Source organism: Lysinibacillus sp. S1, from assembly GCF_044986265.1.
Lineage (GTDB): Bacteria > Bacillota > Bacilli > Bacillales_A > Planococcaceae > Lysinibacillus > Lysinibacillus capsici.
The window spans coordinates 558,519-571,305 of record NZ_CP173154.1; the positions used below are offsets into that span (position 1 = coordinate 558,519).

The following is a 12,787-nucleotide window of genomic DNA, read 5'->3' on the forward strand; positions in this document are numbered from 1 at the left end:
CTTTTTTTGTTCAGTCCTCTTGCCACACGCGTGTTACTTCCTGTAAGGATAGCCCTTGAAAGGCTAATCGATAGATATCTGGCATACTTAACGTTTGCCAAAATGCATAATCGTATTGGGCATCAAAATATTGCATCATCAATGCCATGATATTGCCATGTGTACCGATAACGACAGACTCCTGTGGATGCGTGAGAAGGATGTTTCGCAAACTTGGAATAGCGCGAGCCATTGCCTGTTGATTGGACTCCCCACCTGCCCATGCAAAGCTTGGCTCCTGCCACACCCGTTGAACTGCTGCATGAAAATCCTCCAGCTYCCCCTTAGAAAGTTGTCTTTCTTTTAAAGCATCTATCGTTTGAACGGGTAAAAGACGCGCCTGTGCAACCCCCTCCACTGTTTGAATAGCTCTTCGATAGGGACTAGCATAAACGGCATCGATTCGATGATGCTTCAAAAGATTTGTGACACACTCTGCATCCCTTTGTCCATGAGCAGATAGTGGACGATGATATTCATCCTCTGAATAATGAGCATGTGCGTGTCTAACAAAATAAATTTCAGTCATCTGTTTCTCCTCTTTGATCTTTAGCTAAATGAACCTTCCAAATCTCCTCTTGCTGTTGCAGAGCGTATGTTTTTATGTAGAGCTGACTCCCAACGGAAATTTCCAGTTGAACGACCTGTAAATCAGGGGTGCTCGATTCATTAATCACTATTCGATCATAAAATCTATACTGAAATACGTAAGTTAATTCGCTCAAACAATTCTTTTGTGAGGAATGCATCATGGCTTGTAAAGGACGAATTTCACCTGCGTTTAAGAAAGCTTGAAAGGCCTCTCTTTATTCCAACGATCAATCCGCTTCATCACCTCTTCTCTCACCCATTATTCCATTAATTTCAAAAATTCTCAACATTTCACCATAGACAATGAAATGTCCCCATTTCTAAACAACAAAAAAGGGAATTTGCTAAAATGTGACAAGATATGAATTCTGCAATTAATTATCGGAAAATTCAATCTCTAATCACAACTTTTTTCTTAGTATAAAAGACTTAAGACTTCTCCATTTTCCCCTTAATATTTTCTAAAACAAAGAACGTGAATAACCCTATTCAGCACACGAACAGGGTTTTAAGTCATATATTAAATTCTATAAAAGGGGAATTTTACAGTAATTTTTATCTATAATATATAAAAATTTTCAACCAAGTTAAATAGGATGAAGTACCTTATCTATGACTAAATTACGAATTTAAGAAACGATACACAATGTGACATTTTTTTTAATATAAGTGATATACAATGAAAAAGTTGAATCGAGGTCATAAAAATTTATTTCAAGAATATGGATAAAAAATTAGGAGGAAAATATCTTGGTTAACTTATTACTTAAACAATTCTTGAAGGCGGAAATTGAGATCAAACGAAGAATTATGTATAAAAAAGCAAAGGATCTTGGTTTCACCCACCCTATTGTAGTAGATTACAGTCAAGAATTGGATGTCTTACTTAATAGATATTTAAAACAAGCACAAGCTTCCTAATCATAACGAGGCATATAATAGAAGAAAGTATAGATATGATAAAGCCAGGCCATGTTTTATTGGCTGGTTTTATCGGGGATGATACATGCATTCACCTAGCCATTTCTCAGAATGTATAGAGAATGAAAAAGTAGGCGATGTTTTTGATAAGAAAACATTTGGAGGTTGAATGATGCACGTATTCATCTTAACTTTTATGGTTGTTTCCAAAATATTATTGCCACCTCAACATTCAGTAGACCATACATCACCCACACTTTGCACACCAACTGAAATAAATACACTATATCAATACCCAAACAACCAATTTCAATCGTTTCGTGATGAGGACACATTTTATCAGCAGCTTAATCGTGCGATTTATGAGGAATATACCAATGCTTCATTGAATATTCGTCAAAAGATGGCTTTTAAAGATGTAGCAAATGCGACAAAACGTTTTTATTTACAAACAGATGGTAAACAGGAAACAATAGACCTCTCTCAACATACTTTTATTCATCCCAATCGACAAGTTTATTTTTTAGCATCCTTTCAGCACAATACCGATGAATCCTATCGCAAATTTCTTGTCATCGACGCTGAAACACAAGAAGTAATACTGGGACATTCGCTTTTTCAAGAAAGTTCCAAGCACCTTTAATTCATTGTATGCACACCATGTAGATTCTAGTAGTCATTTCAAAAAAATAGAAGTAAAAATTTCTTAACAATTAAAAAGCTTGCGATGAATGACGAACATTCATCGCAAGCTTTCTTTACTTAAATTAAGCTAAACTTTTTTGTTGAATGGCTGCTGTGACTTCTTCTATTAATTGCTGTAGTGACTTATCAGTGGAATTTTGCTGACCATGTCTGCGAACAGCTACAGTTTGGTTGGCAACCTCACGATCACCAATAACCACAATATATGGTATTTTTTGCAATTGGGCTTCTCGTATCTTTTTGCCGAGCTTTTCTTGACGGTCATCTAATTGCACACGGATGTCTGCCTGTTGTAAAGCTTCAACAACTTGCTTGGCATAGCCTTGATGTGCCTCAGCTACTCCAATCACTTGGACTTGCTGTGGTGCCAGCCAAGTTGGGAATGCTCCGCCAAAATGCTCGATTAAAATACCTAAGAAGCGATCAATTGAGCCAAACACTGCACGATGGATGACAACAGGTCTCACCCTTTCATTGTGCTCATTAATATACGTTAAATCAAATTTCTCTGGTAGCTGGAAATCAAGCTGAACCGTTGCGCATTGATGACTGCGCTGAATCGCATCTTTAATATGGATGTCAATTTTCGGTCCATAGAAAGCCCCGTCCCCTGCATTAATTGTATAGGCAATACCTAAATTGTTTAGGACATTTTCAAGTGCTGCTTCTGCTTGATCCCACAGTGCCAAATCACCCATATAATCATCTGGTCGTGTCGATAATTCAATCGTATACGCAAATCCAAAGACGTTGTACACTTCATCTATAATCTTTAAGGCCAGTGCAATTTCATCCTCAATTTGCTGTGGTGTTGCAAAAATATGGGCATCATCCTGACAAAAAGTTCGTACACGTAACAGACCATTCAAGGCGCCACTAAATTCATGTCGGTGCACTTGCCCAAATTCTGCCATACGTATAGGTAAATCCCGATAGGAATGTAAGGCATTTTTGAAAATCAGCATATGCCCAGGACAGTTCATCGGCTTTAAGGCAAAGCTTTGGTCATCCACCTGTGTGAAATACATATTGTCCTTATAATGATCCCAGTGACCTGACTGCTCCCATAAGCGTTGGTTCATCATCAGCGGTGTTCGTACTTCCCTATAGTCATATTTTGCTTGTAAATGTCGCAAATACGATTCCAGTTCATTGCGTAAAATTTGACCATTGGCTAAATAGAAGGGCATGCCAGGTGCTTCCTCTGAAAACATAAATAACGATAGCTCTTTACCTAGCTTGCGATGATTTCGCTTTTCTGCTTCCTCCAAGAAGATAAAATGATCGCGCAGTTCCTCTTTTGTAGCAAAGGCAACGCCATAAATACGCTGAAGCATTTGATTCTCGCTATCGCCTCGCCAGTAAGCGCCTGACACATGCATTAATTTAAAATGCTGTAATTTGCCTGTAGACGGGACATGTGGACCACGACATAAATCATAAAAATCTCCCTGCTCATAAATCGTAACTAGCTCATCTACAGGAATTGCCTCCAACAGCTCTAGCTTTAACGCATCATGGGCGAATAATTGCTTTGCTTCTTCACGTGAAACCTCGCGTCTATGAATCGGGATATTTTCCTGTACAATTTGTTTCATTTTCTTTTCAATTTGCTGTAAATCACTCGGTGTCAGTGTATCAGCAATATCTATATCATAATAAAAGCCATTTTCAATGACTGGTCCTACTCCAAATTGTGCATGTGGATAAAGTCGTTTAATTGCCTGAGCTAATAAATGGGCCGTAGAATGGCGAATGACCTCGATCCCTTCCTTTGAGCTTGCATCGTACAATGTAATTTGTGCATCTTCCATAATCGGGCGCGTCAAATCAATGATGGTTCCGTTAACACTCCCTGCGACTGCCTTTTTACGAAGCTCTGGACGAATCGCTTGTGCAATATCGGTTAGTGTCACACCTTTAGTAAATGCTTGTTGTTGACCATCTGGAAATTGAATGTGAATACGTTGATTTGACATGTTTCTCTACTCCTTTTAGTAATAAAATCAATTACACCTTGGCATAATTGTGTAGATAAAAAAAACACATATCCGCCCCTAAGAAGGGACGAGTATGTGTTGATTACCCGTGGTTCCACCCAAATTCCCACTAGTTTATAAGCTAGTGGCTCATTGATTTTGCTGTAACGCCGCAAAAAAAACGGTGCAAGTTTCCAAGCACGGCTCCAAGGTAGTAAGATGGGAGTACGACATTAGGAAGCTTGCAGCCAAGGCCTCCCTCTCTATAAATGGTTAATCGCATCTCTTGTCCTTATCATTGCCCATTTCATTTTGTATGAAATTGTTAATTACTATAACGAATAGTGAATTCTTTGTCAAACACTAAAAAAGAAAAAAATTTAGCGATGGACTTGCAATGGGCGTTCTGGACGTTGAACACAATAGTGACAATGCGGGTCATCACATGCCTCCTCTTGCCACTCATTAAACATCGCACAAAAATAACTATCAAACGTGTCATCATAGATGATGGAATTTTGACAACTCGGGCATTGTTGATTTTTTTGAATCGTACCGCTGATTTCTAGCCCATCAATAATCACTATATCTTCGCGCTGTTCAATTCGCATTTTATTATTATCTCCTAATGATTTTTCACTTCTAAGGTCTCATCTTCAGATTGCCATTCTACATGGATCATTGGCTTTGTTTCTCGTTTAAAGATTTTCTCACTTTCTTTTTTTGTGAAGGAATAATAGCCATCTTTATTTAACTGAACATCACTTAAATTTTGGGATTCTTTTGTCCCCTCAATTGTAATTTCTAAAGGCCCCAAATCATCATCATCTCCCAGATAAAATAAGCGTAAGCCCACCTCACCATTACTATGATAGATGGCTTTCCAATGCTCACTTTTGGCGATATAATGTATCTCCTGCTTGGGACTTTGACAAGCTGTCAATAGGATGATGAGGGCAAGTGGAAACATCCATTTTTTCATTAAATATCCCCCTAACCTTGTATGGTGATAGCCCACCCTGTCGGCTTTTCTTCAAAGGCATCCTCGTATTCTGTAAAAACAAAATGAAGTCCACTTAAATCATCTGGCAAGGGTGGTGTCACCACATACGTACTGCTTTCATGTCCATTTGAGCCACCTGTACCTTTACTTCGGCATTCATAGGACGCATCAATGTATAGACCAAAATGTTTTCGTTCTAATTTTTGCTGAATCGTTAGCTGAGGTTCTTGCTGCTCATCCCAATCGATTAATAATTGCACTACACTTGCATTGTCATATTGACGAACATAAGAAACCGTATACAAACGCTCTCCCTTTGCTACCGTTTTCAATACAGGGATATAGTGACGGAAGCCTGAAGGTTCTACCTTTGAAGTATAGTATTTTTCTGATTTAATCAACTAGAAGAACAACGCTAAAAAAGTATCATCGAAACCATATTGCTGTGCCCATTTCGAAATGGTATCATCCGAAGGCAAGCCTGGAGTAAGAGCAGCTTGCTCTTTTCGTTGCTGCAAAAGTGCACATATTTGCTCATCTATTGTGACAAGCCTTGAATCATTGTATTTGCTATGTTGTTCGGACATCTATATCCTCCTTCCTCCTGCAAGTCCTTCTTCTTTCTATACGTTATTTTCCGCAATTGGTTCCATAAACAGCCTATTTTTACTTGTAAATACCAAAAAAGCTATCCAATACATTGGATAGCTAGTTCGCTAGCATATCATTGTGCCAGCTAGTCGAGTCTGATAATTGATATGTAACCATATTGGCTGTCACAGCGAGAATAACACCCGCTCGGGACATATGAGAGGTATTTGGCTTTTCTAATACAAGGACCACGTAGCCCTCTCCACGTCCTTGCTCGTCAAGCGCATTTGTCGCGTTGATTTCAAAGGTGGAATACGTTTGCTCATTCGTTGCATACAGAAGTCGTTCTTCATCATACACGCCATGTTCTTTTAAATTATAGCTGACAGGCATCCACCCTTCAGACCATTCAATACTGCCTATCATTTCTCGTTTCCTTCTGGCAAGACGTCCAATGGAATACCTAAAATATATCTTCATAATCGCTTGATTGTCTTCATTTTTTCCTTCACAAGTGGCTGTCACTTCAAGCATAATATCATTTTTTAAAAGCTTTTTCATAAACACTAATGTCACAGTGATAACACAGATAAATAGTACTATACCCAAGATGATAAATGCCATTAGGTCCCTCCTAGTATCACAATTGCTGTTAATACAATATTACCATGTTCTAGGAGGGATAGGAGCTTTTCACCAAACAATCTTAGAAATTGACACAGGCATAAAGGATAAGACAAAAAGTGATTATTTGTTGGCTTGAAGCTCAACTGTAAGCGTAAAAGGTATTTTTAAGTATTCATAGTGTATCGTTACTTTCTGGTTGTTAGATGCTAGAACTTGTACTGCATAATGCTGTGGCTGCTCGCCAATAGCTTGTTGATTTATGTATCTTTGAGGTACGATCGTTCGCTGTGCTAATTTATGAAAAGATAGTTGATCATTTCCCTCTAGCTTTGTTTCCGCCTCAAAAGGTTCTGACTTACTTATTATAAGCTTCGCGTTATCAGGACGCTGATCATTCACCAGTATTTGCTTTAGCTTAATTTCACGCAGCCCTGTATTTTCAAGTGCGATGATTTTGATTGCTTCATTGCCTTGTTTGCTGCTATAGCTTTGAATAACAAGTGGTGGATTGCTCTTGAGATAAATCATAAAGATTGCCCCGACCACAAGCACACTCAGTACTAAAATAAATAGTATTTTTTTCATACTTTCCCTCTCTTTCCTCCCAACTAGTATAACAAAAACAACCTGACTTATTGACAGTCAAGTTGTTTTTGTAAACGTATTTCATCTCGTATTGGAATACCATCATTACCAATGAGTGGGATAGAAGGCTTATAGGCTCTTGCTTTTTCCACTGCATTACGCAGTATTTCTATTAAACAATAGCCTCGTTTTTGATAGAATTTCAATGCATGCAAATTATCGTTTGTTGTAATAAGTGATATGCTTGTACAGCCCTGCTCCATTGCTGCTTGTTCTACTGCTTTCACAAGAGCAGAACCAATACCTTTCCCCTCAACCGTACTATCTAACGAAATGATTTCACAGTCCTCTTCCCGCATGATATAGGTGATTAAACCGATCATCATTTGTTGCTCATTCATAAAAGCAAAGCCCGCTAATTCACTACAATCATAAATGCCACTGGAAATGACCATCTCTGTCGTACCCCAATGTTCCTGAAAAAATTCGCTTACAGTTTGTTTTGGTAGTTGATGTATGGCAATAATCGTCATTTTATAAACTCCTTCTTAAATGGAAATATGAAAAACCCCTGCAATCGCTTTTTGTATGCCTAAAAATACAGCCCAGGATAGCACACCAAGTCCAATAGCTAGTACAATATGTACGGAGGATTTCATCGCCATGTAAATCACAAATAGCATGCACATCGTTGCAGGCAAGCCAACGATAACGCCTACCGTAAAGCGTTGAATATGCTCACTCGACTCACTTTGCACTGTCAGCCAAATAATGCTTAAAATACTCACCAAGGGCAACGCAGCAATAATGCCTCCATAGGTAGGAAATCGTCGTGCAACCTCCGTCACAACGCCAATGATGGCTGCTGAACTCAAAATTTTAAAGAATGTATACATTATTTTGCCACCTCACTTAGACGTCGAAACGCCTGTAGAATGGCTTGCTGTTCCTGCTCAGTTAGCTGATTAAGTGCATGCTGTAGCTTATCATCATCTAGCTCCGAGTTTTTCTTCAACACTTGTAGCCCTTCTGCTGTCAAATGTAGCATGACCTTACGCTGGTCGTCACTTGCACGCTCCTTCATCACCCAGCCATGACGCTCTAGCTTTTTCACATGCTCTGATGCCGTATTAGGAGAAATATTTAGTAACCCTGCTATATCACGCACCGTCACTTCCTCTTCCTTTTGTATCATTTGCAAAATACGCACACTCTGATGGGAAATAACATCTTCATGGGTTGTATGTAGATGATAGAATATCGTTGTAAAATAATCATTTATATCTTTAATCATTGTAATAACTCCTTTAATATATCGTTCAAAACGATTATATCGTATACAACGATATATTAAAAGTGACCTCGTTAAAGTTTTTATTTTCAGATATTTTTCTTCAGTAAGCTTAGCATCTGATAGCCATCTGAGGGTAAACCTGCATAGGGCTTATACCAGTTTGGATAAATTAGCGGGACTGCTGTTGCAAGAAATTGAAAAGTATTCAAATAAAAAAGGCTATTGAAAAAATAGTGTATCCCTGCATAAGCAGCAAAATAACGGGCTAGATAGCTGGCAAAAAGTAATACTGCTAAAGTCATGATAGGACCACCCGCTATAAATCCGAGCGACTGCTTGCGCGTTAAGCTACTCCCTTGTTGTGGGGTACAGAAGCCAAACAATCCCCATCGAATATGGAAATGTATACGACCTATACGCAAGTTTTCAGGAAGATTTTTTGCACCTAAATAAACATGGGCTCGTTCCTTTGAACATACTATAACACCCAATGCATGCCCAATTTCATGCAGCAGCGTAGAGATTGGTATGCCTACTACATATAAAAGCATAAAGGATAGAATGGACATTACTACTCACCCCCTCCCAAAAATTCTATCTATTTTTCATAAACATCTATCTTTCTGCGCTTCTTGCTAAATAGTATCAATGGGTACTTGTGAACACTTACGTTCTACAGTATTATTACTCTATTCTGAATTTAATTGAGGGCATCCCATGTTATACTTTCTCTATTTTTTAGTAGGTGGCACAATCATGGTGCTAGCGCTACTACTTAGCCAATCTAAGTATTTATTTTTATCAGGTATTATTACGGCCTTACCGATATTGACGCTCATTAATATGGGCATGCAAATGAAAAATATGAAAGAAGATACCTTTCATACTGTTCTTCAAAACACGGTATTTGGAGCGGTTGGCATGCTATTATTTACTGTGCTCACGTTTCTCCTAACAAGCTGGTTTAAACCAGGCATCTCTGTTATGAGCGCGCTCGCTGTCTATGCCCTATTTATGCTTTCTGGCAAATATATTTTATCCATGTTTGCCTAAAGAAAAGGAGCTGCCCTATGACAGCTCCTCATTGATTATTTTCACATAAACACCCTGCTCAAACCTTTCCAAAGCAGAGACATTCATTGCTTTGACATAGTTAGATACCTCGCTCGCCTTCCATAGTCGCTGTTGATGATAGATAGCTGGATCGATGAGTCGCACTTTATTACGAAAATGAATGTCATGATTCTCTTGTTCTTCTCTTACCTCTACATTTTCATGTAATTGTTGTAAAAGAGCTTGAACGTCTCGATCATGTGAAGCCTTCATCTGCTGCATTACCTCATGATCAGTCTTTAGGAAATCTTCAAGCGTTAGAATTTGTTTTGCTAGTGACAGCTTTAATACATGCGCTAACGAACTTGTCGCATAGATATTTAAAGGGTGCAAGAAAAAATCTAACACTTCCTGATAATAAATTTTTACAAACCATTCTGCACGCTCAATCGTTTTAACACACAGTTTCCCCTGAAAAACGAATAAGTCCTGTAAAAATTTTTGGATATCTTCCAGGGCTAAATTTCCATAAAAATACATATCTCTTAATGTATAATCGATACGATCTGCACACAATGCTGGAGCAGGTTGTTCAAGTAACGACCATCTGGATGTATCTAGTATGTTCTCTACCTCGTAGCCATATTTTTCAAGAATCGCAGGTATCGAAGACTGTTTGATAACATCCATGAATATCGCTTCATGGTAATCTTCCGCCTCATTTTCAAGGACAACATCCACCACATGGGAAAAAGCGGTATGGGACACATCATGTAATAAGCCTGCCACCTGCTCCTGCAATGAACCGCCAAGCTGTCTAATAAGCAGCATGACACCTACAGTATGCTCAAATCTTGAAATAGTCCACTTGCTATTTACTAGAAAGCCTGCCCCAGCCTGATGAATTTCCTTTAAGCGTTGAACTGGCTTACTTACAATCAATTCCTCTAACAAACCATCTATCTCGAACTCCCCATATAAAGGGTCACTAATCAGCATTTATATTCTTCCGACTAATCACAAAGACTCCACCACAATGCGATAGTGGGTAAAATGTTAACTCACAAATTTCCTGTAAGGCGACCTTTAGCTCCTCATGGACAAAGTAAAATTCATCCTCATCCCAGTATCCCTTGCTATCTTGACGACATTGCTCCAGCTGCTCTCTTGTCTGGAAAGCTACATCGCCAATTAAAATTTTCCCTGTTGGTGATAGGTGCTGTAATAATTGTGTGATATACAAAGACTTTTGCTCATCTGTAAAATGATGGAGCGCATACGTACTAATAATCGCATCATAGGGCTGCTGTAATAGCTCCTGTGGCAAGCCATTCATTAAATCCCACTCCATTAAGTGAGCCTCTGGCATTTTTTCCTTGGCAATGGCAATCATGTTCGCAGAAAAATCAAAGCCATAAATCGAATGCCCCTGTTCATAAAGCTTCGCCGTTAATACCCCTGTTCCAAAGCCAATATCTAAAACTGTGGAAGCGGGAACAGCCATCACTTCATTGAAAATTTTATTTAAAATCGCTTTATAGCCTGCAAATGGGTATTGATACTTTTCCTCACTGTGTTGTACCGTTTGGTCGTATCCATCGGCCCATAAATCAAAACCTTCTTTATTTAATAGCATAGTGCCTCCTACAATGTATAAATTCTCCAAGCATTCATTAATTTACGTTCAGTCATCTGTTTCATCATAAATCCCCCTTCATTAACCAATTCAGTCCATTATACCAATTTATTACCTTTCCAACAATTCAGAAAATAAACAGTGCTTTATCAATTTTCAAATTTTCATAAGCTGTTATAATATCAATATGTATAAAAATTACAATAAACATTCTGGATAATATTTTATTATAAATTACCAAAATATTACCACATTCAACTTTTTACGATATAATAATACTGGGTAGTTAAAATATAAAAGGAGATGACTTAATGCAAGGTACAAACAAAAAGGCGTTGTTATGGATTAGCATTATAATGAGCTTAATGTCCATTTTCTTTGCATCTTTTGGTTCTAACAAATTTGGAGCCCCATTCCCCTTTATAAGTTACATCGGTGAGAATGAGTTATCATCCGCAATTGCTCTATTTACTAAAAATGGCATTACTCAAATTAACTTTAATATACTTTATTTCTTTATAAATGTTACACTAATTTACTTTATTCTTTTTTATGGTAGAAATATAATTAGTTCATTAAAATTAATTAAACAATCCTAATTCTTATACATCAAGATTACAAAAATTAGCCTATCAAAAGAAAAATAAATAGTGTCCTACATATAATGAAGATGGAAATGTTGATTATAGACAAACAATTTCGTCTAATAAATTTGCATGAACCTTTGCATCTTATACCATTGTAAAGGGAGTAATTTCAAAACAATTCAAGAGCAATTAGGGCAATCACATGTTACTATATCTATAGACACTTATAATTTTTAACAAATTAATGTAAATTGGTCGCCTGTTTAATTCAACCTATTATAAAACCTTATGTAAAACCCATATAAATCAACGTTTCCTTTAAAGGAGGGATCTAAATGATCGCATTCACTTGTAATGCATGCTCTAGAACGACTTCTTTAGGTCAAAGAGGTCAAGATTAAGTTATAAACTAACAGAAATTGAATGATCTCTTTAGGCCAAAAAGTAATCAAATAGCCTAATAAACAGGAGAGATTTCAAATGGAACAACAAACAATTCAGCCGTTTTTAACGGTTGCCAACTATCATTTACTAGAACAGCAATTAAATAAAATTTTACATGCACTGACAACAACAAAGGATAAAAACGTTATCCTAGCGGTACGTGGCCTTGTTGATACGGAGGTAACAACAAAATTAGCATTATCAGCAGCAGAAACAATGCTGATAGACCAGCTTTTTGCTGTCACAGATCGTGCACAAGGTGATGCATTTTTAGAGCAATTAAAACCATATGTCATCCCGTTCAAGCCGGTGACCGCTAGTACGCTTAAAGCCTTATTTAAAAAAGAAAAGAAGCTCAAGCTACCAAATCTAGAAGCACTCGATTTTCAGCAAATTTGTTATCTTGCTTGGGATGATGCTGGCACACATCGAAAATATGTTGTCCTTGAGCAAAATGGGCAGCTAAAAGGGATCAAAGGGATATTTGCCAATAACACGGTTCGCGGCATTTGCGCTATCTGTAATCGCCATTCAGATGTAGGCCTATTTACTACGTCCATTAAAGGACAGGTGGTTGGCACGTTTACCAACCACAGTAATTACATTTGTGCAGATAGTCAAACATGCAATGAACATGTTACGGATATGAACAGAACACTGGAATTTTTCGAGCGTATTACACAAAAATAAATGAACGAAGGCAGAAATGTTGTGCAAACAACATTTCTGCCT

General features: G+C 37.8%; 18 protein-coding genes. 4 read left to right on the forward strand and 14 right to left on the reverse strand.

All coding sequences use genetic code 11. The features are described from left to right. Positions 1 to 10: 10 nt before the first annotated feature. Complete coding sequence (locus ACHZEU_RS02865; RefSeq protein ID WP_404803999.1) at positions 11 to 568, reverse strand: histidine phosphatase family protein; 558 nt, start codon at positions 566 to 568, stop codon at positions 11 to 13. A gap of 812 nt (positions 569 to 1,380) precedes the next feature. On the opposite strand from ACHZEU_RS02865, the gene ACHZEU_RS02870 reads away from it, so the two are divergent. Together ACHZEU_RS02870 and ACHZEU_RS02875 are read left to right on the forward strand one after the other, a co-directional pair. Beyond that, positions 1,381 to 1,551 (forward strand): aspartyl-phosphate phosphatase Spo0E family protein, encoded by a 171-nt coding sequence (locus ACHZEU_RS02870; protein WP_004230265.1) that lies wholly within the window; start codon positions 1,381 to 1,383, stop codon positions 1,549 to 1,551. 172 nt (positions 1,552 to 1,723) lie between these two features. Continuing rightward, on the forward strand, positions 1,724 to 2,194 hold the full coding sequence (locus ACHZEU_RS02875; RefSeq protein WP_048394519.1) for a hypothetical protein: 471 nt from the start codon (positions 1,724 to 1,726) through the stop codon (positions 2,192 to 2,194). A 124-nt stretch (positions 2,195 to 2,318) separates the two neighbouring features. On the opposite strand, the gene thrS is transcribed toward ACHZEU_RS02875, so the two are convergent. From thrS to ACHZEU_RS02930, 11 genes are all read right to left on the reverse strand, one after another. Further along, positions 2,319 to 4,235: a threonine--tRNA ligase gene (gene thrS / locus ACHZEU_RS02880; RefSeq protein WP_279494857.1), complete on the reverse strand. Its 1,917-nt coding sequence runs from the start codon at positions 4,233 to 4,235 to the stop codon at positions 2,319 to 2,321. Between the two features lie 380 nt (positions 4,236 to 4,615). Further along, positions 4,616 to 4,846, reverse strand: a complete 231-nt coding sequence (locus tag ACHZEU_RS02885; protein ID WP_279494855.1) for a hypothetical protein — start codon at positions 4,844 to 4,846, stop codon at positions 4,616 to 4,618. A 14-nt stretch (positions 4,847 to 4,860) separates the two neighbouring features. Continuing rightward, positions 4,861 to 5,217, reverse strand: coding sequence for a hypothetical protein (locus tag ACHZEU_RS02890; RefSeq protein WP_054549268.1), 357 nt, complete (start codon positions 5,215 to 5,217; stop codon positions 4,861 to 4,863). 11 nt (positions 5,218 to 5,228) lie between these two features. Then, complete coding sequence (locus ACHZEU_RS02895; protein ID WP_279494853.1) at positions 5,229 to 5,639, reverse strand: hypothetical protein; 411 nt, start codon at positions 5,637 to 5,639, stop codon at positions 5,229 to 5,231. After that, positions 5,640 to 5,825 carry a hypothetical protein gene (locus ACHZEU_RS02900; RefSeq protein WP_279494852.1) on the reverse strand — a complete coding sequence of 62 codons (186 nt, stop codon included), beginning with the start codon at positions 5,823 to 5,825 and terminating at the stop codon, positions 5,640 to 5,642. A 121-nt stretch (positions 5,826 to 5,946) separates the two neighbouring features. After that, entirely contained in the window at positions 5,947 to 6,453 is a 507-nt protein-coding gene (locus ACHZEU_RS02905) for a hypothetical protein (protein WP_054549270.1), read from the reverse strand. Between the two features lie 123 nt (positions 6,454 to 6,576). Further along, positions 6,577 to 7,041 carry a hypothetical protein gene (locus ACHZEU_RS02910; RefSeq protein ID WP_048394533.1) on the reverse strand — a complete coding sequence of 155 codons (465 nt, stop codon included), beginning with the start codon at positions 7,039 to 7,041 and terminating at the stop codon, positions 6,577 to 6,579. A 47-nt stretch (positions 7,042 to 7,088) separates the two neighbouring features. After that, positions 7,089 to 7,574, reverse strand: coding sequence for a GNAT family N-acetyltransferase (locus ACHZEU_RS02915; RefSeq protein WP_048394534.1), 486 nt, complete (start codon positions 7,572 to 7,574; stop codon positions 7,089 to 7,091). Between the two features lie 15 nt (positions 7,575 to 7,589). Further along, a complete protein-coding gene (locus tag ACHZEU_RS02920) occupies positions 7,590 to 7,937 on the reverse strand; it encodes a DUF3147 family protein (protein ID WP_016993931.1) in 348 nt (115 codons plus the stop codon). Beyond that, positions 7,937 to 8,335, reverse strand: a complete 399-nt coding sequence (locus tag ACHZEU_RS02925) for a MarR family winged helix-turn-helix transcriptional regulator (RefSeq protein ID WP_036219134.1) — start codon at positions 8,333 to 8,335, stop codon at positions 7,937 to 7,939. The genes ACHZEU_RS02920 and ACHZEU_RS02925 overlap by 1 nt, the downstream gene beginning before the upstream one ends. Positions 8,336 to 8,421: 86 nt before the next feature. Further along, positions 8,422 to 8,904, reverse strand: a complete 483-nt coding sequence (locus ACHZEU_RS02930; protein ID WP_279494850.1) for a hypothetical protein — start codon at positions 8,902 to 8,904, stop codon at positions 8,422 to 8,424. A gap of 148 nt (positions 8,905 to 9,052) precedes the next feature. Here ACHZEU_RS02930 and ACHZEU_RS02935 point away from each other — a divergent pair, with 148 nt between their 5' ends. Continuing rightward, on the forward strand, positions 9,053 to 9,388 hold the full coding sequence (locus ACHZEU_RS02935) for a hypothetical protein (RefSeq protein WP_066036854.1): 336 nt from the start codon (positions 9,053 to 9,055) through the stop codon (positions 9,386 to 9,388). A gap of 15 nt (positions 9,389 to 9,403) precedes the next feature. Here ACHZEU_RS02935 and ACHZEU_RS02940 read toward each other — a convergent pair whose 3' ends face one another. Both ACHZEU_RS02940 and ACHZEU_RS02945 read right to left on the reverse strand, forming a co-directional pair. Continuing rightward, the gene (locus ACHZEU_RS02940; protein ID WP_279494849.1) at positions 9,404 to 10,387 is read right to left on the reverse strand and encodes an HD domain-containing protein; all 984 of its coding nucleotides are present in this window, start codon (positions 10,385 to 10,387) and stop codon (positions 9,404 to 9,406) included. Further along, positions 10,377 to 11,024, reverse strand: a complete 648-nt coding sequence (locus ACHZEU_RS02945; protein WP_066036856.1) for a class I SAM-dependent methyltransferase — start codon at positions 11,022 to 11,024, stop codon at positions 10,377 to 10,379. The genes ACHZEU_RS02940 and ACHZEU_RS02945 overlap by 11 nt, the downstream gene beginning before the upstream one ends. Positions 11,025 to 12,091: 1,067 nt before the next feature. On the opposite strand from ACHZEU_RS02945, the gene ACHZEU_RS02950 reads away from it, so the two are divergent. Beyond that, positions 12,092 to 12,745: a FusB/FusC family EF-G-binding protein gene (locus ACHZEU_RS02950; protein ID WP_048394543.1), complete on the forward strand. Its 654-nt coding sequence runs from the start codon at positions 12,092 to 12,094 to the stop codon at positions 12,743 to 12,745. Positions 12,746 to 12,787 lie beyond the last annotated feature (42 nt).

What these genes read in the sequence shown, in the direction of transcription:
- ACHZEU_RS02920 (WP_016993931.1), bottom strand. Translation starts at nt 7,937, where the DNA reads ATGTATACATTCTTTAAAATTTTGAGTTCAGCAGCCATCATTGGCGTT.
- thrS (WP_279494857.1), bottom strand. Translation starts at nt 4,235, where the DNA reads ATGTCAAATCAACGTATTCACATTCAATTTCCAGATGGTCAACAACAA.
- ACHZEU_RS02950 (WP_048394543.1), top strand. Translation starts at nt 12,092, where the DNA reads ATGGAACAACAAACAATTCAGCCGTTTTTAACGGTTGCCAACTATCAT.
- ACHZEU_RS02915 (WP_048394534.1), bottom strand. Translation starts at nt 7,574, where the DNA reads ATGACGATTATTGCCATACATCAACTACCAAAACAAACTGTAAGCGAA.
- ACHZEU_RS02925 (WP_036219134.1), bottom strand. Translation starts at nt 8,335, where the DNA reads ATGATTAAAGATATAAATGATTATTTTACAACGATATTCTATCATCTA.
- ACHZEU_RS02945 (WP_066036856.1), bottom strand. Translation starts at nt 11,024, where the DNA reads ATGCTATTAAATAAAGAAGGTTTTGATTTATGGGCCGATGGATACGAC.
- ACHZEU_RS02935 (WP_066036854.1), top strand. Translation starts at nt 9,053, where the DNA reads ATGTTATACTTTCTCTATTTTTTAGTAGGTGGCACAATCATGGTGCTA.
- ACHZEU_RS02940 (WP_279494849.1), bottom strand. Translation starts at nt 10,387, where the DNA reads ATGCTGATTAGTGACCCTTTATATGGGGAGTTCGAGATAGATGGTTTG.
- ACHZEU_RS02930 (WP_279494850.1), bottom strand. Translation starts at nt 8,904, where the DNA reads ATGTCCATTCTATCCTTTATGCTTTTATATGTAGTAGGCATACCAATC.
- ACHZEU_RS02890 (WP_054549268.1), bottom strand. Translation starts at nt 5,217, where the DNA reads ATGAAAAAATGGATGTTTCCACTTGCCCTCATCATCCTATTGACAGCT.
- ACHZEU_RS02905 (WP_054549270.1), bottom strand. Translation starts at nt 6,453, where the DNA reads ATGGCATTTATCATCTTGGGTATAGTACTATTTATCTGTGTTATCACT.
- ACHZEU_RS02875 (WP_048394519.1), top strand. Translation starts at nt 1,724, where the DNA reads ATGCACGTATTCATCTTAACTTTTATGGTTGTTTCCAAAATATTATTG.
- ACHZEU_RS02885 (WP_279494855.1), bottom strand. Translation starts at nt 4,846, where the DNA reads ATGCGAATTGAACAGCGCGAAGATATAGTGATTATTGATGGGCTAGAA.
- ACHZEU_RS02900 (WP_279494852.1), bottom strand. Translation starts at nt 5,825, where the DNA reads ATGTCCGAACAACATAGCAAATACAATGATTCAAGGCTTGTCACAATA.
- ACHZEU_RS02910 (WP_048394533.1), bottom strand. Translation starts at nt 7,041, where the DNA reads ATGAAAAAAATACTATTTATTTTAGTACTGAGTGTGCTTGTGGTCGGG.